This is a genomic window from Neobacillus sp. CF12 (assembly GCF_030348765.1).
Classification (GTDB): domain Bacteria; phylum Bacillota; class Bacilli; order Bacillales; family Cytobacillaceae; genus Neobacillus.
The window spans coordinates 4,687,454-4,713,314 of sequence record NZ_JAUCEU010000007.1 but is presented as its reverse complement, the minus strand read 5'-3'; the positions used below and the strand labels follow the sequence as shown (position 1 = coordinate 4,713,314).

The 25,861-nt window shown below is 39.1% G+C and carries 19 protein-coding genes; 1 reads left to right on the top strand and 18 read right to left on the bottom strand.

Features of this window, described 5'->3' with window-relative positions:
- Positions 1 to 125: 125 nt before the first annotated feature.
- The 16 genes from QUG14_RS22295 to QUG14_RS22220 form a co-directional block, all read right to left on the bottom strand.
- The gene (locus QUG14_RS22295; protein WP_289342644.1) at positions 126 to 707 is read right to left on the bottom strand and encodes a putative ABC transporter permease; all 582 of its coding nucleotides are present in this window, start codon (positions 705 to 707) and stop codon (positions 126 to 128) included.
- A 127-nt stretch (positions 708 to 834) separates the two neighbouring features.
- The gene (locus QUG14_RS22290) at positions 835 to 2,028 is read right to left on the bottom strand and encodes a PDZ domain-containing protein (RefSeq protein ID WP_289342643.1); all 1,194 of its coding nucleotides are present in this window, start codon (positions 2,026 to 2,028) and stop codon (positions 835 to 837) included.
- Between the two features lie 272 nt (positions 2,029 to 2,300).
- On the bottom strand, positions 2,301 to 3,755 hold the full coding sequence (locus QUG14_RS22285) for a S41 family peptidase (protein ID WP_289342642.1): 1,455 nt from the start codon (positions 3,753 to 3,755) through the stop codon (positions 2,301 to 2,303).
- 995 nt (positions 3,756 to 4,750) lie between these two features.
- Positions 4,751 to 6,052: a murein hydrolase activator EnvC family protein gene (locus QUG14_RS22280; RefSeq protein ID WP_289342641.1), complete on the bottom strand. Its 1,302-nt coding sequence runs from the start codon at positions 6,050 to 6,052 to the stop codon at positions 4,751 to 4,753.
- Between the two features lie 106 nt (positions 6,053 to 6,158).
- Positions 6,159 to 7,052, bottom strand: coding sequence for a permease-like cell division protein FtsX (gene ftsX / locus QUG14_RS22275; RefSeq protein WP_289342640.1), 894 nt, complete (start codon positions 7,050 to 7,052; stop codon positions 6,159 to 6,161).
- Entirely contained in the window at positions 7,042 to 7,728 is a 687-nt protein-coding gene (gene ftsE, locus QUG14_RS22270) for a cell division ATP-binding protein FtsE (RefSeq protein WP_289342639.1), read from the bottom strand. The genes ftsX and ftsE overlap by 11 nt, the downstream gene beginning before the upstream one ends.
- 332 nt (positions 7,729 to 8,060) lie before the next feature.
- Entirely contained in the window at positions 8,061 to 8,384 is a 324-nt protein-coding gene (cccB, locus tag QUG14_RS22265; protein WP_289342638.1) for a cytochrome c551, read from the bottom strand.
- Between the two features lie 50 nt (positions 8,385 to 8,434).
- On the bottom strand, positions 8,435 to 9,298 hold the full coding sequence (locus tag QUG14_RS22260; RefSeq protein ID WP_289342637.1) for a YitT family protein: 864 nt from the start codon (positions 9,296 to 9,298) through the stop codon (positions 8,435 to 8,437).
- 420 nt (positions 9,299 to 9,718) lie between these two features.
- Positions 9,719 to 10,820, bottom strand: a protein-coding gene (gene prfB / locus QUG14_RS22255) for a peptide chain release factor 2 (protein ID WP_289342636.1) whose coding sequence is annotated in 2 segments (ribosomal slippage) — positions 9,719 to 10,747 and positions 10,749 to 10,820 — 1,101 coding nt in all. Because the reading frame shifts where the segments join, the coding sequence is not laid out codon by codon here.
- Between the two features lie 186 nt (positions 10,821 to 11,006).
- On the bottom strand, positions 11,007 to 12,959 hold the full coding sequence (locus QUG14_RS22250) for a hypothetical protein (RefSeq protein ID WP_289342635.1): 1,953 nt from the start codon (positions 12,957 to 12,959) through the stop codon (positions 11,007 to 11,009).
- A gap of 319 nt (positions 12,960 to 13,278) precedes the next feature.
- Positions 13,279 to 15,450, bottom strand: coding sequence for an Ig-like domain-containing protein (locus QUG14_RS22245; protein WP_289342634.1), 2,172 nt, complete (start codon positions 15,448 to 15,450; stop codon positions 13,279 to 13,281).
- Between the two features lie 304 nt (positions 15,451 to 15,754).
- Positions 15,755 to 17,281, bottom strand: coding sequence for a cytochrome c3 family protein (locus QUG14_RS22240; RefSeq protein WP_289342633.1), 1,527 nt, complete (start codon positions 17,279 to 17,281; stop codon positions 15,755 to 15,757).
- A 144-nt stretch (positions 17,282 to 17,425) separates the two neighbouring features.
- Entirely contained in the window at positions 17,426 to 18,397 is a 972-nt protein-coding gene (locus QUG14_RS22235) for a 6-bladed beta-propeller (protein ID WP_289342632.1), read from the bottom strand.
- Positions 18,398 to 18,399: 2 nt separating this feature from the next.
- The gene (locus QUG14_RS22230) at positions 18,400 to 19,098 is read right to left on the bottom strand and encodes a tetratricopeptide repeat protein (protein ID WP_289342631.1); all 699 of its coding nucleotides are present in this window, start codon (positions 19,096 to 19,098) and stop codon (positions 18,400 to 18,402) included.
- Between the two features lie 20 nt (positions 19,099 to 19,118).
- Positions 19,119 to 20,300: a cytochrome c3 family protein gene (locus QUG14_RS22225; protein ID WP_289342630.1), complete on the bottom strand. Its 1,182-nt coding sequence runs from the start codon at positions 20,298 to 20,300 to the stop codon at positions 19,119 to 19,121.
- A 30-nt stretch (positions 20,301 to 20,330) separates the two neighbouring features.
- Positions 20,331 to 21,716 carry a cytochrome c3 family protein gene (locus QUG14_RS22220; protein WP_289342629.1) on the bottom strand — a complete coding sequence of 462 codons (1,386 nt, stop codon included), beginning with the start codon at positions 21,714 to 21,716 and terminating at the stop codon, positions 20,331 to 20,333.
- Between the two features lie 521 nt (positions 21,717 to 22,237).
- On the opposite strand from QUG14_RS22220, the gene secA reads away from it, so the two are divergent.
- Entirely contained in the window at positions 22,238 to 24,751 is a 2,514-nt protein-coding gene (secA, locus tag QUG14_RS22215) for a preprotein translocase subunit SecA (RefSeq protein ID WP_289342628.1), read from the top strand.
- A 373-nt stretch (positions 24,752 to 25,124) separates the two neighbouring features.
- On the opposite strand, the gene QUG14_RS22210 is transcribed toward secA, so the two are convergent.
- Positions 25,125 to 25,586 (bottom strand): tetratricopeptide repeat protein, encoded by a 462-nt coding sequence (locus QUG14_RS22210; RefSeq protein WP_289342627.1) that lies wholly within the window; start codon positions 25,584 to 25,586, stop codon positions 25,125 to 25,127.
- On the bottom strand, positions 25,586 to 25,849 hold the full coding sequence (locus QUG14_RS22205; protein ID WP_289342626.1) for a hypothetical protein: 264 nt from the start codon (positions 25,847 to 25,849) through the stop codon (positions 25,586 to 25,588). The genes QUG14_RS22210 and QUG14_RS22205 overlap by 1 nt, the downstream gene beginning before the upstream one ends.
- Between the last annotated feature and the right edge of the window lie 12 nt (positions 25,850 to 25,861).

Here is a 25,861-nt window from a genome sequence, read left to right as displayed (position 1 = left end):
GCCGAGGATGCTCCCCGTACCGCCCGCGGAAAGCGAAGTGCCAGGAGCGCAAATCAACAGACTAATTTAACACAGCCAATGCAAAAAGAAACTCCTTCTTTTAACCAGAAGGAGTTCTTCATTTCTTATTGAATAGGATTTGGTGACTCGGCCTCTTCAAGCACTTGAGAAGAATGTCTCCTGATAGACAAAGCAAGTTCGGCAATGAAATATAAAATAACAGCCGGCCAAATCCATTCCCATAACATTTCGGTTGCACCATAGACAGAAACGATGGCAGGATGAACCCACTTTAAGCAAGCGAACGACAGCAGGATCCAACATAGAGAAAATGGCAGACAAATATGCCCGTGTATCTGCAGAGGCATATCAGAGTAATCCCACCATTGTCGTTGAAAAAACTTTTGAAGTAAGACACCGCTAATATACTCGATAAAAGTAGGAATGAAGAAGCACAGCAATAAGATGACTTCCCAATTCGTTTCTGGACTGATTAAATAAACCAAGAGCACAGGGGCAAAGCCATACATAGGCTTAAAGGGTCCATGAAAAAAATTAGGCTTAAAAAATTTCCGTCTTGTCATGTAACTGTAGCTATTTTCTAACAGCCAGCCAATCAAAGAATAGATAGTGAAATAAAAAACAACTGCAGCAACTCCTTCAAAACTGATATTCATAGGAGTGTTGAAATCTAAAAAATTTAACATATGGCCAAACCACCTTTCTTGGACATTAAATTTCCCATTTAGGTTTAGCACTCTCACAGTCAAATATACCGTTAAATTCGATTATGAAACACAAAAAAAGCCAAGGAATGAATCCCCTGACCTATCATTAGCCTATTCTTTCATCAAACTTCCGCTGGTCTTGCACAAAAAGGATACCTAGTTCATAATGGTCACCTTCATACAACGCTCGTTGAACAAAACGGACCTCGCCGTTTACATCCAAAACCTCAAGCTTACAGTGGGCTCGATTTTTTTGTAAAGCTTCATATAAAGCATGTTCATCACGAATTTTTACCCCATTAACTTTTGATAGTAACTCTCCTACTTGAAGTCCCATTTTATCTGCAGGTGATTCTGGGATAATCCCAATAATCATTAAACCGTTATTTTTCTTCGAGAAGTAAAACGGTAAATTATCATCCCTCAATCGTTGTGTTAAGGAGATCAATTCACGGCAGATAATCGCAATGGCCGCAACGATAATAGATACCAGAGGATACCAATAGCCTATAACGGACAAAATCAGAATGCCTACCCCGAGTGTTATCACTCGACGTCCCTGTAATTGAATGGACTGTTTTGGCAGCATACCTTGAATCTGCTGGTTAAAACCAATCGCAAACGGGACTAGGATAAGCGAGTATGATTCCACACCGATATGGAAGACTGGCCACCACTCGAATGCCACTGTCAATGTCTCTCCAGGAATAAGTAGAAACATTGGCAGCAGCCAGAATCGTTTCACTTCATGGACACCAACATTTTGGCCCCGTCTGCTTTTTGCCAACTTTGGCGATGTGCCTTTAATTCCATTTTTTAAAATAAGAATGCCTTCTGAAATAATTAATAGTGCCAGCAAGATGACAACTGATGGATAAACCTTTTCATCTATGGCTTGGAATGACTCTTTAAAGAATGGAATGTTCCAGTTATATTCAGCAATTAAAATAATTCCGAAAAACGCAGCGCCGACTGTGTAGACTGGCGACATTAATCGAATATTTGTAGTTAAACTCCATAAAACCGTAAAGCCAGCGATGAGAAGGATGGCTGCAAACGGAACGGTTATCCCTGCCAAAACAGTGGCAACAGATAGCACCAGTCCTACAATTAATCCTAGTGGGAATAGCTGTCGAAGTTCATAATAAGCATCAAAAGTCCTGGTATGGAAATTTTTCCGTTCCCGTTTAACTCGGGAAACTCCTAGTATTCCTGAAAGGAAAATGAGATAGTAAAAAACCGGATTAAGAAAAAGTCTACCTATCCCTTTCAACAGCTCAAAAAGCCATAATTGTACCAATTCCTGCCACCTGCCTTTATCATAAATTCTACTATTCTATCTCCTAAAGATTATTTTACCAAAATGGAAGAATAAAACCTATTGCTAGTTTCTTGAAAAACCAAAAAATGTCGAAAAATCTGGTTAAAAGTTGACCCACTAGGAAATCGAGCACTAATCCATGTTATTTCTTTGCACTTCGGCAATATTTCCATGGAAATCCTCGACATCTTTACTAAATTACCAAATAATCTGTCGACAATAAAAAACAGAGGCAATTGCCTCTGTTTCGTTTATTGTGTAATTAGCCGCAGTGCTGTTTGTAGTTGGATATCGTTTTTCTCTTTTTTCATTTCCTTTAGTGCTTCTTCTTCTAGCTTAGCAGCGGTTTTTGCATCGATTTTTCCAGTTGGCTGTAAATTGTTGTTCTGTTGGAAAGCTTTTACAGCTGTAGTGGTTTCAGCACTAAAGTAACCATCTGTTCTTCCAGGAGCAAATCCTAAACCGGCCAATATTTCCTGTGCGTTTTTGATTTGCTCATTGTTCATGTCCTCCCTCAGGGATTCTTCAAGTTGGATGGGATGGGTATCAAAGATAGCAGGCTGTTTTATTTCAATATCTGGTTTTATCCCTTTTTTATGAATCCAGTTTCCATCCGGTGTCAGCCATTTAAATAATGTCAGCTTGATATTGCTTCCGTCTCCCATCGGCATAGCCTGTTGCACGGTTCCTTTACCAAAGGTCGTTTCTCCCACCAACTGGTAATCCGCCGCTTCTTGTAAAGCACCTGCAAGGATTTCAGAAGCGGACGCACTTCCTTTATTCACTAGGACCGTAACTGGATAATCCTTTTTCTCTGTAAGATTCGAGAAGTGACGCTCCTTTTTACCATCTCGTTGTTCGATTTGAATAAATGGTTTTTCTTTTGTAACAAATTCTTTAAGAATGTCCTCGACACTTACAAGCAGTCCACCTGGGTTTCCACGGACATCTATGACCAAGCCCTCGATGTCTTTCTTCTCTAACGATATGAGTTCCTCTTTGAAATCGGCCGCAGTCTCTTGTGAGAACGAGGTAATTTCAATGTAACCAATATTTTTTCCATCTTGTTTTTTCACAGAAGCATGAATGGTTTCAAGTGGAATTTCATCACGAGTGACTTCAATGGCAAGAGGTTCCTTTAATCCCTTACGTTCGATTTCTAACTTTACCTTTGTCCCCTTTTTACCACGTATTTTTAACGTTGCTTTATTGAGGTCAAGACCTTCAACGCTTTTACCGTCTACCTTCAAAATCTCATCATTCGGCTTTAGTCCAGCTTTTTCGGCAGGTGAGTTTTTAAATGGTGATATAATAACGATTTTCCCATCAACCATCCCCACTTCTGCTCCAATGCCTTCAAAGGATGATTCTAACGCTTGACTAAATTGCTGCGCCGTTTCCTTGTTCATATAAACAGAATAGGGATCATCCAAGACGGTGAGCATGCCTTGAATTGCTCCCTCTACCAAGGTCTCACTATTCACCTGTTCAACATATCGGCTTAAGATTAATTCATAGGCCTGATTCACTTTGGCAAGGTCCTCTGTATCACCTTGATCCGTAACGACTGTTTCCTTTTTCGATAATGTTTGTTCAAGGGCTGTGTTTCCCTCTGTTTGTCCAAACCATTGCATGCCTGCATATGTGCCCCCTGCTCCAGTAAGCAGCGACCCTACCATCATTAGGGCTATCCATTTCCTATTCATCCTGTCCCCCCTATATGCGCATCATTTACATGTCCTTCATTATAGAAAAGTGCCATTTTCCAGCCCGTTTATTAACTATTATGTAAGGCATGGACGAGTTATGCCAGAAAAGTAGACAACGAACAGCTCGGTTTATGCATAAAAAAGGAAGAAGCTTGGCTTCTCCCAGGCTGTCGAGAAACTCTCGACAGTCTTTTATTTTGGCTCTTTTCTTATAGAATGTTGTTTTTTGTATACAAATGACCGTTCCTTTCCGCTACAGGTGCTTGCTTTCCGCGGGGAGGAAGTCGAGCCTCCTCGACGCTGCGCGTCTGTGGGGTCTCGACCTTTCCTCTACATCCCGCAGGAGTCAAGCACCTTTCGCTCCAATCCACTCCTTGCTATCTATATTGATAATGGCACCATTCTTACAGAAAAGGAGACTTTATTTTCAATAACTTTAACGATTCACCGCGTTAATTTAATATAATACTATTAATATTAATAGGACGGTGGATTAAATGTATAAGCCAAAAAAAGAGATACAAAATGAAGCGGAATTTGTATTTATTGATGATTTAGTGCCTCAAGATCACCTGTTAAGAAAGGTACTGCATGGGCTTCGCTATTGTAGGTTACGGAGATTGCATAATGCGAGTGAGCAAGTGTTACTCACCGCAGCATGCCAAAATATAAAAAAGATTGCCACACACTTGTCTAGGCTGAAAAAGTGTGTGGCAATTCTAAGTTAATGCACCCCTGTTGATTGGAGCGGAAGGTGCGAAGACTCCTGCGGGAGTACGGGGCAGGGGGAGACCCCGCAGGCGCTTCAGCGCCGAGGAGGCTTCCCGGCACGCCCGCGGAAAGCGAAGCACCTGGAGCGGAAATCAACAGGCCATTGAGCAGGCAGGAATTTTTAAAAAAAATCGTAGGTTAGTCTTTGTTTAAATAAAAAATTGCCGAGAAAGATACCCTTTCTCGACAATCTGGAAGAAGCTTGGCTTCTCCCTTTTTCTTTATGGCATTGGTACAATACCAACTGGATTTATTGCGTTACTTTTACTGCTATTCCATGAACCTCTATGAAGTTCAAAGTGCAGATGTTTTCCTCTAGAATCACCTGTATTACCCATAATTCCAATTTGCTGACCCTTTTTTACAACTGCTCCGGAACTGACAAATCGCGTTTCCATATGAGCAGAAACCGTTGTATACGTCTGTCCATTTACAGAATGGGCAATAAAAACAACGTTCCCATAACTACTAGAATAGTAGGATTGAATCACAACACCGTCCGCAGCGGCCCAAATTGGGACACCCGCAGCACTATTAGCGATATCCACACCATAGTGGAATGAACCCCATCTAGGTTCAAAACCTGATGTAAAGGTTCCATTTGCTGGCAATGTGAATGCCCCACTTGAGACAGGTGCACTTGGTGTCGGCGTTGGTGTTGGTGTTGGTGTACTCTCTCCTCCACCGTTACCCGAACCAGAGTTTGCTGCTGCGGCAGCGGCTGCAGCAGCGGCGGCTGCTTTCTCTTGTTCTTGTTTCTGTTCAAGTGCCATTGCTTGCGCAAGGGCAGCTTCTTGAGCCGCAAGGACACGCGACTCTTCTTGCAATTCCATTTTATGCTCATGAATTTCTTCTTCTTGCTCTTCTAAAGAAGCTAATAATCTATCTTTTTCTTCCCTTTGATCATTCAATTGCTGGTTCATTACTTTTAAATCAGCCACTATAGTTTGGACGCTCGCAAGTTCCTCTTCAAGTTTGGCTTGATTTTCCTCAAGACTCTTTTTATCGGCCTCATGCTGCTTTAAGATATCCTGATCTGCCTGCAGGATTGTTGCCACTGCACTAGCACGGTCAATAAAATCACTAAAGTTCTTTGAACCCATTAAAACATCAATATAACTCACCATTCCGCCTGTTTCTTGATAGTTTCTGGCACGGTCCCTAAGCAAGTCATTTCGCTTTTCAATCCGTTCTTTTGTGATTTTAATTTCTTCTTGAAGTCTAGTAATCTCTGCCTTAGTTTCTTCTAGTTCTGCCGTTTTTTCGCTTATTTTTTTATGTGTATCACCAATGGCAAAGTCGAGGCGTGTCATAGCCTCTTTTACTTCTGCCTGTTGAGCATTTAAACTATTAATCTGTTGATCTGCATTATTTATATCAGATGATAATTCAGACTTTTCCTTTTGAATTTTGTCTTGCTGATTTTGTAAACTTGAAATAGATTCAGCGTTAACGATTCCACCAAAAATACTACTCACTACTACCGTTCCTGCAACTGCAAAAGTTAATAATGTTTTTTTCAAGTTTTATCTCTCCTTCCCACTGTGTATTTATGTACGGGTTAATCGTTATCTATTTACTATTCATAATCAGGAAGGACAAAACTTCCTCTGCCCTTCCTGATAAAAGTTAAACTTTTAAGAACTTTCTAACTGACATTACGCTGCCCCAAACTCCAATCAGGCCGCCCATTAAAATAAGAAGTCCGGAAACCTGATACATAAATGGATTATAAGGAAGAATTTGAATAAAGTTCCCAACTAACTTAGGTGCTAGGTACTCATAAGCGTTATAGTATGCGATTGAAAGTAAGATAATCGGCAAAATCGCACCTAAGATCCCAAGCCATAATCCTTCTAAGAAGAATGGCCATCTAATAAAGTTATTCGTAGCTCCTACCAGTCTCATAATCTTAATTTCTCTACGTCTTGCAATAATCGTAATTTTAATTGTATTAGATATTAAGAAGACCGCTGTAAAGAATAATCCGGCAATCAATACAATTCCAACGTTTCGGCTTGCTTTAATAAAGTTAAATAGTTTTTCAACGGTCCCTTTACCATAAACAGCCTTTGTAACATACTCTAGTTTACCAATTTTGTTGGCTGCTTTCATTGTATCTTGTGGATTTTTCGTTTTTACGATAAATACATCGTTAAGTGGATTGTCTTGTTCAAAAAGTTTAAAAGCTTGTCCATCATCACCCATGCTTTCAATTAATGCTTCAAGCTCCTGCTCCTTGGATGAAAATGTCACACTTTGTACTTCTGATATCTTTTCTATCTCACTTTTAAGTGCTTGCTGATCCTCTTTATTCGCAGCAACATCGATGTGAACGCGAATTTGCACGTCCTCTTCTATGGTTTCTGCCACTTTATTGAGATTCATCATAATAACGAAAAAGACACCGACTAAAATAAGTGTTACCGTTACGGCACTAACGGAAGCAAACGTCATCCAACCATTTCTGCCGATACTCTTAAAACTTTCACGTGCATGACGACCAAGAGTTCTAATTTTCATAACCGTATTCACCTCTTTGTTCATCACGAGCAATTTTTCCAGCCTCAATTGCAATAACGCGATGTTTGATCGTATTTACGATTTCCCTGTTATGTGTCGCCATAACAATTGTAGTTCCTCTGTTGTTAATCTCTTCAAAAATATTCATAATTTCCCATGAAGTCTCCGGGTCAAGGTTCCCTGTAGGCTCATCAGCTATTACAATTTTGGGTGAGTTAACAATCGAGCGTGCAATCGACACACGCTGCTGCTCTCCTCCGGATAACTCTGTTGGAAGCATTCTAGCTTTATGCTTAAGATTTACAAGGTCAAGAACTTCCATTACGCGCTTCTTGATAAATTTAGGCTGCGCTTCAATTACCTCAAGCGCAAAGGCTACATTCTCATAAACGGTTTTCATTGGCAATAGTTTGAAATCTTGAAAGACCACCCCAAGATTACGTCTGAATATAGGTACTTTTTTATTTTTTATTTTAGCCACATTAACACCATTCATCGTAATCGTACCTGTAGTTGGTACTTCCTCACGATACATCATTTTAATGAACGTGGATTTTCCCGCACCACTTGGACCAACTACATAAACGAATTCACCTTGATTAATTCGTACATCTATGCCATTTATCGCAGTAACCCCATTTGGATACTTTTTAAATACATCTTGCATTTCTATCATTTTAGATCACCTTTATAAGTTAGTTTCGAAACAATAAGATTCGACAATAACTGGTTATTTTCTTGCATAAAAACATAATCCTAGACAAAATACTGCAGGATTTCGCATAGATTCATTATAACACTCTATATCGGTAAAAAAAGCGGTAAAAATATTACAGTTTCTTTTCAAAACCTACATAAATTGTTATATATATCCTATATTTTTCGACAAATGTTGCTGGAAGCCTGTGAGAAGCGGTTCACTCAAATCTGATATAAACTAGAAACTTCTATTATATGTTCAGCAAAAATAAAAAACGTTCTGCAAATATCACAGAACGTTTACAATCATTACTTTTTAGTTGAAAGCCAGTCTGCAACCATGTCAAGGTCATCGCCTTCAATTAAACCTGCTGGCATTCCGCCATCCGTACCATCTTTGATGATAGCCGCAATTTCATCTTTTGATTTGCTTGCTCCAACAGCAGTTAGATCAGGCCCCATACCGCCCTTTAAGTCACCACCGTGACAGCTTGAGCATTTTTGTGAGTAGACTTTTTCAGCATCCCCGGCAGCTGCTGTGTCGCCTCCACCCTCGTCATCCCCGCCGCCACAGGCTGCAAGACCCATAACAAGAGCAGTTCCCAAAAACATTTTTAGTAGCTTCTTCTTCATTGCTACTCCCCCTTAAGAAAAAATTACCATACGAAAACAGTATAGCAGTATTACGCCCTTTTGAAACCTTCTCCTAACACTTCAGAAGCGTCCATAACGACGACAAATGCAGTCGGGTCAAGGCTTTTAACCAATTGTTTCAATTTTGTGAACTCTCGCTGATCGACTACACACATAAGTACAGGTCGCTCATTATCGGTAAAACCTCCGTATGCCGATAATTTGGTTACACCTCGATCAATTTTATTCAGTATGCCTTCCCGCACTTCCTCTTGCTTACTCGTAATAATCATCGCTGTTTTCGATCTGCCAAACCCAACCTGGACTAAATCTATTGTTTTACTTGTTACGTATAAGGCAATCAATGCGTATAATCCACGTTCAATATCAAAAACAAGAGCAGCTGAAATGACGATGAGTCCATCAATCAGAACAACACTCGTACCAAGGGTTAGACCTGTAAACTTTGTAATAATTTGTGCTGCCAAATCTGTCCCGCCTGTTGATGCATTTCCCCTAAATACAATTCCGAGTCCGAGTCCTACTGCTATTCCACCGAACAAAGCTCCTAGTAAGGCATCATTTGTCCACGGTTCAATATTTTTAGTCAAAAAAACGACAAACGGTAAAAATAAAGTTCCGACTAGGGTCTTTACTCCAAATTGTTTTCCTAGTAAAACAACTCCTGCGATAAACAAGGGAATATTAAATGACCATTGTACATAAGCAGGCTCCCATCCGAGCACGCTTAATAATATCGTGCTGATACCGCTAACGCCTCCTGAAGCAATCTGATTCGGCAGCAGAAAAACATTAAAGGCCAGCGCAATAATGGCTGATCCAATCAAAACATTTATGTATTCCAATGCACTTTCAAATTTAGGTGCTTGTAGATTGTTTCTTCTTTTATTCATCGTGCGATTCTCCTCTATATTGCCATTTTACGATAATTTTCTATCCTAACCGAAGTGAGTATAGCATGGCAATAATTTGCTGTAAATGGCATTGAGATAACGCATTAAAGGGATAAATTTTTAATAGTATTTGCAAAAAAACAAAAAAAAACCATCATACTTTGTTTTAGTTATCATAAAAAGCATAGGTGTCCAACCAAGCTGCCATGAAAACCATTTTCATGAGAATTACATTAAGGTGGGTACCATGAAGCCGTCATGGCGACCTTAATCATTGGAATTTCCTAATAGCGGGTATCATGAAGCTGTCATGATGACCTTAATCATTGGAATTTCCTAATAGTGGACACCATGAAGCCATCATGATGACCTTTAAAAAGAAATGACGTATGCAAATTTGCACACGTCATTTCTTTTTTATTATGAAATTCTTGATCGAAGGTACGCATCGATAAATTGATCTATGTCGCCGTCCATAACACCCTGAACGTTTCCGCTCTCGGCACTTGTCCGGTGATCCTTTACCATGGAATATGGATGGAAGACGTAGGAACGGATTTGACTTCCCCAACCGATTTCCTTTTGTTCACCGCGAATTTCTAACAGTTCTTTTTCCTGCTGCTCAATTTCGCGTTGGTAAAGCTTAGCTTTCAGCATTTTCATGGCTGATTCTCGGTTTTTAATTTGTGAACGTTCAGATTGACAGGTAACAACTACTCCAGTTGGTGTGTGCGTAATCCTAACAGCAGAATCGGTTGTATTGATATGCTGTCCACCCGCTCCACTCGCTCGATAGGTATCGATTTTAAGGTCTTCTGTACGGATATCAATTTGAATCTCATCATTGAATTCAGGCATTACCTCACACGATACAAACGATGTATGGCGGCGTCCTGATGCATCAAACGGTGAAATTCGCACTAATCGGTGCACACCTTTTTCAGCTTTTAAATAACCGTAAGCGTTATGTCCTCTTATCGCCAGGGTTACACTTTTTATCCCCGCTTCATCACCAGGAAGATAATCGAGTGTTTCAACCTTGAAACCCTTTTTCTCTGCCCAACGTGTATACATACGAAGAAGCATTGAGCCCCAGTCTTGTGACTCAGTTCCGCCAGCACCTGGGTGCAACTCTAAAATTGCATTATGTTTATCATATTCTTCACTTAAAAGCAGTTGAAGTTCAAAGTCATTTAATCTTGTGGTTAATTTGATTAACTCATTCTCAAGTTCTGCTTGTAGTTCTGCATCACTTTCTTCTTTTACTAGTTCATAGCTTACTTCAAGATTCTCAAATGTTTCAAACAAGTCGCTAAACTCATTTACCTGATCCTTTAGTGCATTTGCTTCACTAATGACGGTTTGGGCCGCCTGCTGGTCATTCCAGAAGTCAGGATGAAGCATTTGATCATCAAGTTCAGCTATGCGTGCTTCTTTATTTTCTAGGTCAAAGAGACCCCCTAAAGTCCGCTAAACGTTTAGCTGTTTTTTCAAGCTCATTTCGAATTTCTGCTAATTCCATTTTCGTCACCTCTATAAAAATTACGGTCTATTTCTAGCATATGTCATGGGCGTTCGTATGTTCCTTTACCATTATAGCCTGATAGTAGGTGGAATTTCAAAAATGAGAATAGTTATACATTTTAAATCCACACAAAAAACTCTCCATCTTTTACAAATGGAGAGTTTTTGAAGTGAACTATTTTATTTAATAACTGTTAGTATGACATTTTTTACAGTCGCTGTGTACACCGTTATGAAGTTGCTTATGACAAGATGAACAGGACGAATTTCCTTCACTAATTGCCTTGGTCACAACAGGATCGGTACTTTCATGACAGGTCTTACAGGTCATCGCATCATTATTTTTATCGGTTCTGTCTTCTCTTGCATGTTCGCTTGTTAAGGATTTTGCATGACATTGAGTACATGTATCCTCCGTTTTGTGCAGTTCAGGAATATCATGGTTGTTTAGGGTTCTTGTTGGGATTGTTAAATAGCCCTGATATCCTTTTACCCCAGATCCTGGCTGGTGGCAGATAATACAATCATTCATGGAACGGTTTTCCACTACGCGAACTGGGAAATTAGGATCAAAGTTTTTAGCCTGATAATGGATCGTTGGCGTAGAACCGTGTGGGACATGTGCATATTGATCACCTTCCGGATCATCATGGCACTGACTACATCCGGCTTCCACAGTGATATAATTATGACAGTTCTCACAACGATTTTTCGAATGAGTTCCATTAAAGCTTAATTTTTCTTTATGGACATTTTCCAATACCCCATTTGAACCTTCAAAGCTGGAATCGTCATGACATGATGTACATGCTTCTGCACTTGAATCATCCATTTCCTTATAGGTATTAGAATAAAACTTCCATTCCCTATCTAAAGTAATCCCCGTTTGATCGGCTACCGTTATAGAAACTGTGTGATAACTTTCATTTTTCAAGTCCTTTGTTGGTATATAGCTTACCAATCCTTTACTCTGGTCAAAATCGAAGGTCACTGCTTCATTATCTACTTTTACAATAATTGAATCAGTGTTTATCACACCATTTGGCGATGTCACCACTGCTGAAATCGTTGGCCTTAAATCACTCAGACCGTGTTTTAACGGAGATACATCTGAAATTTTCGGTTTAACGGCTGCAGTAAAATTCCATGTGCGTGTCATTTGATTTCCAAAAGTATCTTCTGTGTATAACTCTAATGTATGGCTGCCGTTAGGAACCATTCTTTCAAATGTTAAGGTAGCAGTCTTTCTAGAAGTGATTACATAATCGCCATAATAATCAATTTCACCTGGATATTTAAAATCTATCGCTAAAGGTTCCCCGTCTAATTTTAGGGTTACATTATCCTTGATATCTACTAAATCCTTTAACCCAATACTCAACTTTAGTGGGCCATCAGTGAGTGTCATACCATCTTTAAAGTAATTTAAACTAGTGATTTCTGGTGCAGTAGAATCAACTATGAATTTCCATGTCTTTGTGGATTTTTTTCCGACACTATCTGTTGCTTCTAGGTAAGCAGTATAACTGCCGGTTGAAAAGTTGTTAACAAACGAAACTGTTCCTGTATCTTTATTTATCTCCAGTGGAGTTTTGACTACATTATTGATTTTCAACTGTACAGTATCCCAATTTATTGCACCATTATCAGTTACAACAGCAGATACTTGATTTAGACTAGCTTGTTCACTATTGTTCGCTGGGACCATGTTCGTAATCTTTGGTGCTTCAGCCACATTAAAAGTCCACGTATCGTTATACACGATAGATGAATCGGCTTTATCATTCATACTGACCTCGACAGTGTTCACACCATCTTTGAGGTTTGTTGCATTAAAACTAATTGTACCTTCCTTGCCCCCAGTGTAGCTTTTGGCAGTAAATGTCGCTGGAACTTGCTGTCCATTTACCTTCAAAATTGCGCTTGAACTATTTAATTCATTAACACTTTTAATATAAACAGATATTTTTGTATTCGATGCTGTGATAGCAGCATTTTTGGCAGGGGAATAATTTGAATAATAGGTGTCACTTGCAGAAACGATAAAGTTTCCTAGTAAAAATGCTGTAATAATCAATATCATCCCTATAATAATTTGCTTACCTTTTAACTTGAAACTTCCCATTTTCACGGACATTTTTCATGCCTCCTTCTATTTTTCAGACAACCAACAATAATATTGAAACTCCAACACCCTCCTTATTTTTGCAATATTATAAAAAAAGACCAGATAGATAGTTTTGAACCCATGAAGCATGGTCTTAATTTAACTAGCATTTAACGAACATTAACACTATCCTAATATTGAGAATTTCCATATTATTCCTTTTTCAGAAAATATTGTACCACCAAAAATAGGTATATTTCCCTAACCTTTTCAACAGTTCTGTTAAGTTTTATTATTTTAAAATAAAAAACAAGAGGATGCAGATCCTCTTGTTTTTAGTGATTACTAATTATCTAGGTATAAGCCCTTTTTTTGGTGCATGTGCTGCACTTAAAGCTTTTTCGACCTCTGTCTCTCCTCTTCCATGACAATAAGAACAGGATTTACTTGGATATGTTTTATGTTCGGTCCGTGCTGTATCATATTTTTCTCCTGTTACACCATAGATTGCAGTTGTACCGTTGTGACACGCCAGACAGAACGCTCTTCCCTTAGAATCAGATAAGATACTAAATTCAACTTCCTTGTTGTCCAATACTACTTTTACGTTTTTACTATCTGTATCTCCGGCTGTAAAAGACTGTACATTTTCGTGACCTAACGATGTTTTAAGTTGCTTTAGATTGTTAGATCCATGGGTATCGTGACACTCTGCACATGGCAAATGCCCTGCAAGAGGACTGCCATCCAATGCTTCGATAATGTGTCCTGAAAAATTCTTCTCTGCAACTGAAATCTCTCGGTTAGCAAAGGATAATGGACCGTTCGTTTTTTCATACTGCTTCATGATTTCTTCTGTCAAATTGTTATAATGACTTGCGATATCCGCAGATTTGTTATATTTACTATTGAAATCTTCATTATGACAACGAAGGCAGAGTTCATAATCTTCATAGATTCCCGTTGCAGTACTAGACTTACTATATTTGAAAACGGAGTACTCTACATCTTCATGCGCTATTTTCTCAGCACTATCGTTTTCATGACATGACTCACATAATTGTTCCTTGCTGCTAATTTCTTCAGTTGGCTTATTTGGATCGACCTGATTAGACGGTTGATGTGTATAAGTAATGTGGTCTTGTGCCATGTTAGGATTGTTTTCTGATCGCTCCAAGTGCGGATTATGACAACTTCCACACGAACTGCCGCTCGGTGTGCCGTCAATCTCTACAGCAGCATCGTGGGTATGAACAGCTTTGCTATTTTCAGGGAGTGGCGCCACAACTGTTCCGTCATGACAGGACATACAGAATTTGTCTGCAACTAAATCCTTAGGTTGGTTTGTTTCAGCTATGGTCTCAATTGTTATTACCTCAGGCGTACTGGTTTCAGTCTTAGTCTTTGTTACTAACAAATTTGCATCCTGTGCGTTGTGCGTACTATGGCAATTTCCACATGTATCTACATTATTTGTATAACTGCCATGTGGATTTGGGTGTTTTTCCGACTTGATACCGACCGTCGTGAAAGACCAAAATCTAGGAAATGCACTATTTTTAGCTGCGTCGATTATCCCCAATGGACTAATGAAAACATTGTATTTTTTACTTGGTGTCAATGCTTCTAAGGGGGTGAAGGTAATCTCTTTTGTATCTCGATTATAGTTGATAGTCCCTTCAACCTTCGTACCATTTTGAGATACATTGATGCTAGTCTTTATTTCTGCTTCATTTAAAACGTTAGCATCAGAGATTTTCACCTTTATGACTGGGTTTAATGGAACTTGCGTCATATCCTGTTTCGGAAAAACATCTGGCAATACTTGAGGTCGCAATGTATCTACATGAAACTCAACCTTAATTACATTTGAAGTGTTACCTTTACTGTCAATCGCTTTCGCATAGACTGTATGATTTCCTTCCGTTAACTCGGGATTTTGATACACCCATTTCCCCGTGCTATCAGCCTGTATGGAAGACCACGATCCAATGATTATGTCATCAGAATCCATTGTACAGTCCATACAAATTTTCACTGTAGCCGATGGTTCTGTGCTTCCCTCTAAGACTTTTACATTTACAAACTCTCCATTAATCGGTTTGGTCATGCTCATTATTGGTAAGATTGGATCAATCGTAATTTCAACGGGGTCAGAAACAATTTGTATACCTTCAACTTCCGATTGAGCCAAGATTGTATGACTACCTTTAGATAGGGTGAGCTGCGTGGACCATGTTTTATCAACCACCTGAATAGGTGTTTCGATTTCTACTTCATCCAAGTAAAGTTTGACAAGGGCTTCTATCGGAAAATTCTCTACTGAACCGGTAATGACTACGTCTTCTTCATTTAAAGAACTGCCAGATACAGGTGAAGTAATCACTATCGTTGGTTCTAGCCCCTCACTCTTAACGCTTGATATGGGCGACAATGGTGGCGGCCCTATCAGTTGAATACACAAAACAAGTATGACAAATACTTGGAATTTGGTTTTATGCAGAAGGCCTCTATACCTCATTTAGCACCTCTCATTTCTACTATATTTGCTTTTCGCAAATTGTTGCTCTCTATATATATTTTATTCCTATTAATAGGAAGGTTCTAGAGAATGAGGTGATAATTCAACAAATATTCATATATAGATTGTAAAAATAGCAATTATTAGACTTTCAAAATGCAAGTTAATATTATTGACAATTTTATGACATTATTGGTAAAATAATTGCAAATAATAAGGTGCTATGCAATAGCATAACACCCTATTTTCCGAACATTTAATTTTGAGCTAATAATTAGTTGCAGCTAATTGTTAGCTTATTTTTTTAGTTTCCAGCTGGCATACCAGATGGGTGATCAGCACGACGCTCTGCGTTCTTAATTGTTTCAGCGTGTGAGCTGTTGTGACAAGCCCAACAAACTGACATGTTAGTGAACTTCTTAAGTGCAGAAGAAGCATTGTTATCTTGCATGTAGTTTAAGGCTTCAGTTTCATTCATGATATTGTTTGTTACTAAGTCATTAATTGTACGTCCAAGTGAATCCTTCATGATGTAAGCATCAGTACCGTGACCAAAGTGGCAGCGTACGCAAGTGTAAGAGTCACTGTTTGTGCTGTGACGGTATGCAGCAGTTTCGTTACCAAAGTGAGATTTCTTTCCATCAGCATTAGCTTGTAGGTAGTCAGTGTGACAAGCAGCACAGAATTTAGACATTTGTACACCAACGTTTGTTACAACATTAGTTGCTGATACTTTGTATCCAAGGTCTGTTAATTCTTGTGCAGTTTTACCTTCAAATTTAGAAATATCAGCTCCGGACCAGTAAGCACTCTGAATAGTGTTGTGACCGTCTTTAGCCATTTCAACAACTACTGGACGAGCGATGAAACCTTTATCAGCAGTTTTTAATGCAGCCGCACCAGCTGCAGTAGTAGAATATGCTTCAGCATGATCGTAAGAGAAATAAACACCAGCTGTTGAACCGTAAGCAGCAATAGTACCATCCGCTTTAACTAAACGTGACCAGTAAGTTAAACCATTTGTACGGTTGTCATAACCATATAACCATGGAGCAGTAGATTTTGTATATCCAGATGTACCTTTGTTATATTGAGCCACTGTTACTGTACCAGTTGTAGTATCTTCAGTACGTAGTAATACTACCGGCGCAGTTTGACCTGTTAAAGTATCAACCACAGGAACGTTTTCTAATTGTAAACCACCCTGAGAAGCAGGCATTGAACCAATTCCATTTGGATTGTACTGAAGTAAACGGTCAGAGTATGATCCGTGTGGAGCATGACAGCTTGCACAGTTGAAGCTTTCTCCCCACATAGTTCCCTTAGTCTTGGAAGTTTCTACTGGATTTCCACCAGGAGCCGCACCAATTTTAATAGAATCGTTTGCCATGTGTTGTGATCCACCGTGAGTACCACCGAAGGTACCTGCACCAGTTGTCTTAGCATTTTTTCCATCAGCAAAAACGTTTAAGTATCCTAATGTGCCATCATGACAAGCAGTACAAGTGTTATAAACTGTATCCGCAAATAATAATTGGTCACCTTGTGAAGTATGTGTTTGGTGACAGCTTGCACAAGAGTTTGTGTTATTCTGGTAAGACGTATGAACGTTGTGGCCAGTTAAATTTTTCTTTACAGTTTTAGCAGTAGAACCATCATTTACGTCAATACCTTCAGCAGTATCGTTTGCATTTTCAATATTATCTCCAACTACACCTGGAGTTATCTCGCCGTTTTCAGGGTTATACAATTCGCCTTGCGCAGATGCCGCAATCGCAAACATACTGAACAGCATAAGTGCAAATAAAAAGCTTAAACTAAACTTTCTCATTCTTTAACCTCCCAAGTAAATCTCTCTTTTTTTCTCTCTGTTTTTTTAAGTAAATTAACCTATAAAACCTCTATTTGCAGTATCTTTTTCTAAACCACCCCCTTAAATGTAAGGAAAAAAAGTGATTACCATATTTTGACTAGATTAGTTAAAAACCTGTACCCTGAGGTTTAAGGTATCCGTAATATACACATTGTCTTTATCATCGATAAACAAACCATTAGGTAGATAGAATTGTCCATTCTGTTCACCCATTCCGCCCATTTGGAAGATTTTTTTACCATCTTTATCAAAACCATAAACCATGTGGGTTAGATTGCTGACAACATACATCTTGCCGGTGCTGTCGATACCAATTCCTCTTGGGTTAACAAAAACGGATTCACCTTTTCCATCGTTAGTACCATTAATTATTTTGATAAACTTTCCATGTTTATCAAAAATCTGTACGCGTTGGTTACCAGTGTCAACAACATAAATGTTACCTTCTTCATCAGCTGTAATGCCATTTGGAGAGTTAAACTCGCCGTCATTTACTCCAGGCTTACCAACCTCAAGAAGCAGCTTACCGCTCATATCAAATACATAGGCTTTGTTAGCTTTAATATCTGTGACATAAACCTTTTTATCAATAATCCTTAAAGCAGCAGGAGCGGAAATTTTCCCATCCTTATTAGCTTCAGGTGCAAAGTATTCAATAAATTTCCCTTTTTCATCAAAGATTGAAATCTTACCATTATACAAATCTGCTACAAACACTTTTCCATTTTCATCAATTGAAATTCCATATGGGAATTTGAATTGTCCCTCACCATTACCGTCCTCACCAAATGAGTAAAGTAGATTGCCACCAGAATCAAATGTTAGTACACGTTTATTATTCGTATCCGTGACATAAGTGAAAGAACTACTTACCGCTATATCCATAGGCTTATCCATCGGTTTACTGAAATCGCCAGTTAAAGATTGACTATGGCTTGGAGCCCCATTTGGATCTAAAACCTTTAATAATCCAGTATCGACTGCTTTTGTATTATTAATAAATAGCAGGGTGAAGACAGCAGCCGTAACGATAGCAATTAGCGCCATTCCGATATACACATTACGTCTTTTCATTGTTATTCACCTTCAGCCTTTGTGTCTTTGTCTTTTAGTCTATCAAGTGCATCAACTGCATCTTGATATAATGGGTCATAGGCTAGAGCATCCTTGTAAATAGCAATCGCGTCACTGTATTCACCTTTTGCTTCAGCCACCATTCCAATTTGATAGATAATGTCAGAATTGGTTGGAGCTAATTTGTTTGCTTGTTCTAGTGCCTTTGTCGCCTTATCATATTCCTCTAAACCGCGATAGGCGATTCCCATTTGCACATGTCCCTTATAGTCTTTAGGAGCGATGTTTACCGTCTTTTCAAACTCAATCAACGCCTCGTTATAGCGTTCTTCATCTAAAAATACTAAGCCTAAGTTGTAATGAGCATCATAATAGTTTTTATCCTGCTCTAAAACATAATCAAACTCTTTAATTGCCTTTTCGTTATCTCCCTTTAAAAAATAGGTGTAACCTAGTACAATACGATTTTGTAGATTGGAAGGGTCTTTTCTAACCTCTTCCTTGTAATACGTCAACTGCTCATTCACTCTTTTCATATCAACATCATTCCAAAAATAAAAGTGACCCAGAGCATATCCAATGCCTACTGAAACTACTAATGTAAAGAATAATAGTAGAAAACTGGTCAATTTTTTAAATGTCTTGGGCTTCTTCTTGGTTGTTCTTCCCTCAACTTCCTGAGGTGCTTTTGCTGCTTCCATATTAAATCCCCTCTCGGAAATTACTTCTTTGCTTTTCCATTACTATCTGGTCTATGACATTTTGTACAGGTTGTTTCAACATGGCATTTTAAGCATGTTTTTTCAAACTTTTGATTATCTGCAAGTTTTACTGGGTGTTTGCTCTTCCAATTATCTTTGTGAGACCTTGTATGACAGGAAGAACATTGGACCTTGGTAACCGGCGCATCACTGGTAATCCGATTCTCATGGCAAGTGAAACATTTTGCTGTATCCGTTGATAACTCACCGTGTTTCGACATAAAGGATGTGATTTGATGGCTTTTCGGACGCTCACCATGACATTCTTTACAGAAGGTATTTGTTTTGGCATATGCATTTACCGTTACATTGGATGAGTCAATTTCTTCATTATTTAAATACTTCTTATAACTAGGGTCTTCCTTAAATAAGTCATATTCTTCAGAAGACATATAGGAATGACACTTTTCACAAGTCTCTAATTCCGAAGGCTTTATTTTTCCATGATCGCCTGCTTTAAATTTCTCTGTTTTGTGATCATCAGGAACCATCGTCGATTCATGACAGGCTGTACATTCGGTTGTTACCTTCCTAGCCTTATGACATTCCATACAGGTGTCCATTTGGGGACGAATGTATTTACTGTCACTCATGACAGAGGCACCCAATTTATGATTCCATTTACCGTAGTCACTTTTATAGGTCATTTTTCGATCTGAAATTTCCCCGTGTGCAGTACCACTATGACATTGAACACACTCAATTTCTTCTGTCTTATGTTTATCGTGAGGGATGATTATATCCCCGGAAGGAGTTACGTCACGACTCTTCATATTGTGACATCTTTCACATGCTTCATCTGGTATTAAGTTTGGCATTTTAATTGGCGCGAGATAAGTGTCGGTTTGTTTTTTATAAAATTCAACTACACCATTTACTTGCGCTTTGGCATAATTCTTAGCTCCCGGATCAACGTGACAGCTGACACAATCTACTTCACTATGACTGGAAGCCTTCAACGTATAATACTGTGGCTTCATCTCATGACAGGAGGAGCAGAATTCCTGACTTGAAGTGGTTTCTACTCCTATTAATCCTAATGAGAAAAAGACAGCGATAAACATGACTGCAACAGTCAAATATTTAAATAATTTGTAGCCTTTCCGGGGAGGGGAGGTCTGTTCTATGTGTTCTTCTTCCATTCACTATCCCTCCTATTAAACAACAAAGCTTTATTTTTTCTCATCGTCCTTAAATCCGGTTCTATGACAATATTCACAATATACATCGGTTGGTGCTTTTAGTTCAGTTGAACCAGGTTTTGGTTCTTGACGATCATGACAGACAAAGCACTCTGCTTTTTCTTCTGGTGATAATGCGTTATTCGCATGGCCAACTAACCAGTGATTGCTCTTTTCATGGCTTGCCGGGCGTTCGCTATGACAAGCACTACAGAATTTATTAATACGAGCTTGCTCTCTTACTACAGTCATATTGGCTGTGTACTTGTGGTCTTTATTTTCTTCCTCAACCTCAGCCATTTTCAGCATGGACATTAGGTCTTCCTTAGGAATATCTCTGATCCACTTTGAATCCTGGTGACAGTCTACGCATGTGTCCAGCTCTTGAAGGGCTGTACCACCATGATCGCCACCCCAGTTTTCAACTCGGTGATTCTCTGGAACTTTAACTCTTTGATGGCAAGTTTCACAAGCCATAGATAACTTTACGTCTTTTGTCTGCTTGCCAACTGCTTCTAAAATAATTGCTTGTGTCTTTTCCTCGTGATTGGCAATTGCTTCTGCAGCCTCTTCTTCTGTTGCTGCATCATGTTTAACTTCATTTGAAGTTTTCTTAGCTGCTTCTTCCAGATGCTCCGGATTTGGTGGAACAAGATAAGCAACATCTTTCCATGGCTTCTCACCGTTGTTTACTTTATCGTGACAGTCAATACAGGTTCCCATATTTGGTGATAAATATTTCTGTTCCATCATTTGTTGAGCAACATCATCTGTCCAATGACCGCGAACTTCTTCTGTGTTGATACCACGAGCAGCGATTTTCGCATGTGCTACACCTGAGTGACAACTGATACATGGAACGCCTTCTTCGATGTGTCCTTTGTGGTTAACGATTAAATCTTTTGATGCTGTTACAAGACGGTTCTTAGAGTGACACTGTAAACAGTTTTCATCTGAAACCGCTTCATGTTCGGTTTGCACAATTTGTTCAGGTATACCCATTACGTGGTGGTATACTTCTTTTAATGAAATTACTTTGTGTGTAATCATGTTTACAAAACCAGGTTTGATGTGACACTGTACACAGGTGATTTCACTGTGAGCACTTGCGGTAAATGTTGTTACTTCAGGTGCCATTTCGTGACAGTTGGCACAGAAGGTTGGTGAGTTCGTAAAGGATAGAACTCCATATCCTCCTCCAAAAATGACAATAGACCCGATTAGGGCAACAAATAATGCTTTCCATCTAGTAACTGGATCCTTCCAGTCTATGTTTCTGACCTTATGCCAGAGTCTGCGTAATAGCCCAGGCTTCTTTTTATTTTCTCTAGATTCAGGTTCTATATCTTTATTTTTTTTCTTCCCCCAAAAGGCCACTTGACTCACCCTTCCCATTCTGAATTTTTATCTCTCTATATTTTTCTAAGTTAACCTCTCTAATGGTAGTATCTAACATTGCAAAAGTATTTTCCAATGTACAATTTGTGAATATTTTTTCATAGTAGGACCGTAAGACTTTCTCCCTAAAAACAACATGCAAACGTTGATAAATTAAGGTTTAGGTTAACAATATAGTCATGTTGGTAACTTGCATAGAAACTAATATTTATACATAATAAATTAATATTATTCATCAGAGTTCATGTTTTATTGTGTGAATCGTGAAATGTTTTGCATACAAAAATTAGACAATTTTGAAATGGAAGATTTAAAGGCGCTTATAAAAATCGAAGGATCAATTTTTGTAAATGTGATCATAACGGTAACAATGTTGTCACTCTAAAATGGAAGTGGTAAGATATAAAGGATATTTATCGAATGTTTTTGATAGGATTTTCTAAAATTAAAGCGAATTTTATTTAGTAGGATAAATCAGATATAAAGGAGCGTTTCATCATATGATGGGGATTTTAAATAAAGTGTTCGACCTTAATAAGCGCGAGCTGAAACGGCTGGACAAAATGGCGAATCAAATTGATGCACTTGCAGCAGAAACTGAAAAACTAAGCGACGATCAGCTCCGTGAAAAAACAGAAGAGTTTAAGACTCGCTATCAAAATGGTGAATCACTTGAAGATTTGCTAGTTGAAGCCTTTGCAGTTGTTCGTGAAGGTGCCCGCCGAGTGCTTGGCTTATATCCGTATCATGTTCAGTTAATGGGGGGTATTTCACTCCATGAAGGGAACATTTCCGAGATGAAGACTGGGGAAGGTAAAACGTTAACAGCAACCATGCCGGTTTATTTAAATGCCATCTCTGGCAAAGGTGTTCACGTTATTACAGTAAACGAATACTTGGCAAGCCGTGACGCCAATGAAATGGGACAATTATATCAATTTTTAGGCCTAACTGTCGGGTTAAATTTAAACAGCATGACGAAGGAAGAAAAACAGGAAGCCTATCGATGTGATATTACATATGGTACAAACAATGAGTTTGGCTTTGATTATTTACGGGATAATATGGTCCTTTATAAGGAACAAAAAGTACAGCGCCCCCTATTTTATGCCGTTATTGATGAGGTAGACTCAATCTTAATCGATGAAGCGCGTACACCATTGATTATCTCAGGTTCGGCCCAAAAATCAGCGATTCTTTATATTCAAGCAAATGCATTTGTACGAACACTGACAAGAGATAGTGATTTTACCTATGATGAAAAAACAAAAGGCGTAATGCTTACAGAAGAAGGAATCAGTAAAGCAGAGCGTGCTTTTGGAATCGAGAATCTTTTTGATATCTCGCATGTAACATTGAACCATCATATCAACCAGGCATTAAAGGCAAACGTCAGCATGCACCTTGATGTTGATTATGTGGTTCAAGATGGTGAAATCGTCATCGTTGACCAGTTTACTGGACGTCTAATGAAGGGTCGTCGTTACAGTGAAGGCTTGCATCAGGCAATTGAAGCAAAAGAAGGTTTGGAAGTTCAAAATGAAAGTATGACCATGGCAACGATTACCTTCCAAAACTACTTCCGTATGTATGAGAAACTGGCTGGTATGACCGGTACAGCGAAAACGGAAGAGGAAGAATTCCGTAATATTTACAATATGAACGTAATCGTGATTCCTACCAATAGACCCATTGCCCGTGATGACCGCCCAGATTTAATTTACGCTTCCATGGACGGCAAATTCCGTGCGGTGGTAGAGGATATCGCTGAGCGCAATAAAAAGGGACAGCCAGTACTAGTTGGTACAGTAGCAATTGAAACATCTGAACTGATCTCTAAGTATTTATTGAAAAAAGGAATTAAACACAATGTTTTGAACGCAAAAAACCATGAGCGTGAAGCGGAAATTATTGCTGAAGCGGGTCATAAAGGCTCTGTTACCATCGCAACAAACATGGCTGGACGTGGTACAGACATCAAGCTTGGTGAAGGTGTTATTGACATAGGTGGACTTGCTGTTATTGGTACAGAACGCCATGAAAGCCGACGGATTGATAACCAGCTTCGTGGACGTTCAGGACGTCAGGGTGACCCAGGGGTAACTCAGTTCTATCTTTCAATGGAAGATGAACTTATGCGCCGCTTCGGTTCTGATAACATGAAAGCGATGATGGAACGACTTGGAATGGATGATACTCAGCCAATTCAAAGTAAAATGGTTTCAAGAGCGGTTGAATCTGCCCAAAAACGTGTTGAGGGTAATAACTTTGATGCCCGTAAGCAGCTTCTACAATATGATGACGTATTACGTCAGCAACGTGAAATTATCTACACGCAGCGTGATGAAGTGTTAGAATCAGAAAATCTGCGTGAAATTGTTGAAAAAATGATTCTATCTTCCATTCAACGGAGTGTCGAGGCACATGCGAATAAGCATGAGGATGAAGAAGAATGGAACCTGCAGGGTATTATCGATTATGTAAATGCAAACCTGCTTCGTGAAGGTGATATTACGGTCGAGCAATTACGTGGTAAGGACCCTGAGGAAATCAGCGAGGCTATCTTTGCAAAGGTGAAAGAACGTTACGACGAAAAGGAACAAATCCTTTCTCCAGAGCAAATGCGCGAATTTGAAAAAGTAGTTACGCTTCGTGCGGTTGACAGCAAATGGATTGACCATATTGATGCGATGGACCAGCTTCGTCAGGGTATCCACCTTCGCGCATATGGACAAATTGATCCACTTCGTGAATACCAGCATGAAGGCTTCGCAATGTTTGAGGCGATGATCCTCTCGATTGAAGAAGAAGCTTCCATGTATATCATGAAGGCTGAAATCAGAAATAACCTTGAGCGCCAAGAGGTTGCAAAAGGACAGGCAGTCAATCCGAAAGAAGATGGAGAAGCTGTTAAGAAAAAGCCAAAAGTAAACCAAATCGACATCGGCCGTAATGATCCTTGTTATTGTGGAAGCGGGAAGAAATATAAGAACTGTCATGGGACAGGGAAATAAAAGATTAGAGGGCAAGCGATTCTAAGTCGCTTGCCCTCTTGTTATTTCCAGAATGAAAACTGAGAAATAAATATGGAATATCTTGCGCTTTGTATACCGAGGAACCCACTTCAGTTACCCAAAAGCTTTCGGTAATTAGGGTACGGTCACTCCAGTACCTCTGCATTAACCCAAAACACTTCTCCACTCAACTTTCGGACACTCCAGCACCTTTGCATTGACCCAAAACACTTTTCCACTCAACTTTCGGTCACTCCAGCACCTCTTCATTGACCCAAAACACTTTTCCACTCAACTTTCGGTCACTCCAACTACCATAAAGTTAATCCCTACCGCTTCCCACAAACAAAAAACGAGAGGACACCCTCTCGAATTATTGTTTCTTCAACCATTCCTGCAATCCCTCTATCTTTTTCCATAATTGAAAATGATCGTCTGCATAAATAATTGCTTCACTCTCATCCCCCAACCGATACCCTTCAGGTAGAAACATGGGGATGCTTTTTTTCCCCGAAAGAAATGGAATTACATGAGGATTTACTTTTTTCGCTTCTTTCAATAATTTAGCTGCATTTGCAGAAAAACCATTTTTATATAATTCGAGTAAAAGTTTGTTATATAAGCCATTAGCAGTCGTCTCTTTATACTCTTTCAACAAAACTTCTGCAGCTTCAAATTTGCCTTCTTCCAAGTAAGCCCCAAACAACTTATAACGAATTCCTTGGTTGTCATTTGGATTTAATTCTAAAAGCTGTTCATATTGGCGTATTATTACCATGGTATAACCTAATTGATGAACTGCATCCGCATCCGCATACGCTGCTTTCGCGCGCATTAAGGTCTTGTTTCGAGTAAACCCCAGAAATGGCCTTTGTTAGCTTTAAAATAGGCTTTCCCGTGTTCCTTTTCTCCAATCTCCATGCCTTTTTTGGTAAGCATCATCGCTTCCTCATCGGTATCAGCATTTTCAGCAAGAATCACATAGGCATCTACACATTTCGGATCTAACGTAAGTGCTTCTTGTGCAAGTTTATCGCGAAGTTGCCCAGTTACCTCCATCGCATCGTAAACCAATTGCTGAGCACGCTCTTTGTTCATTTTCAGTTCCTT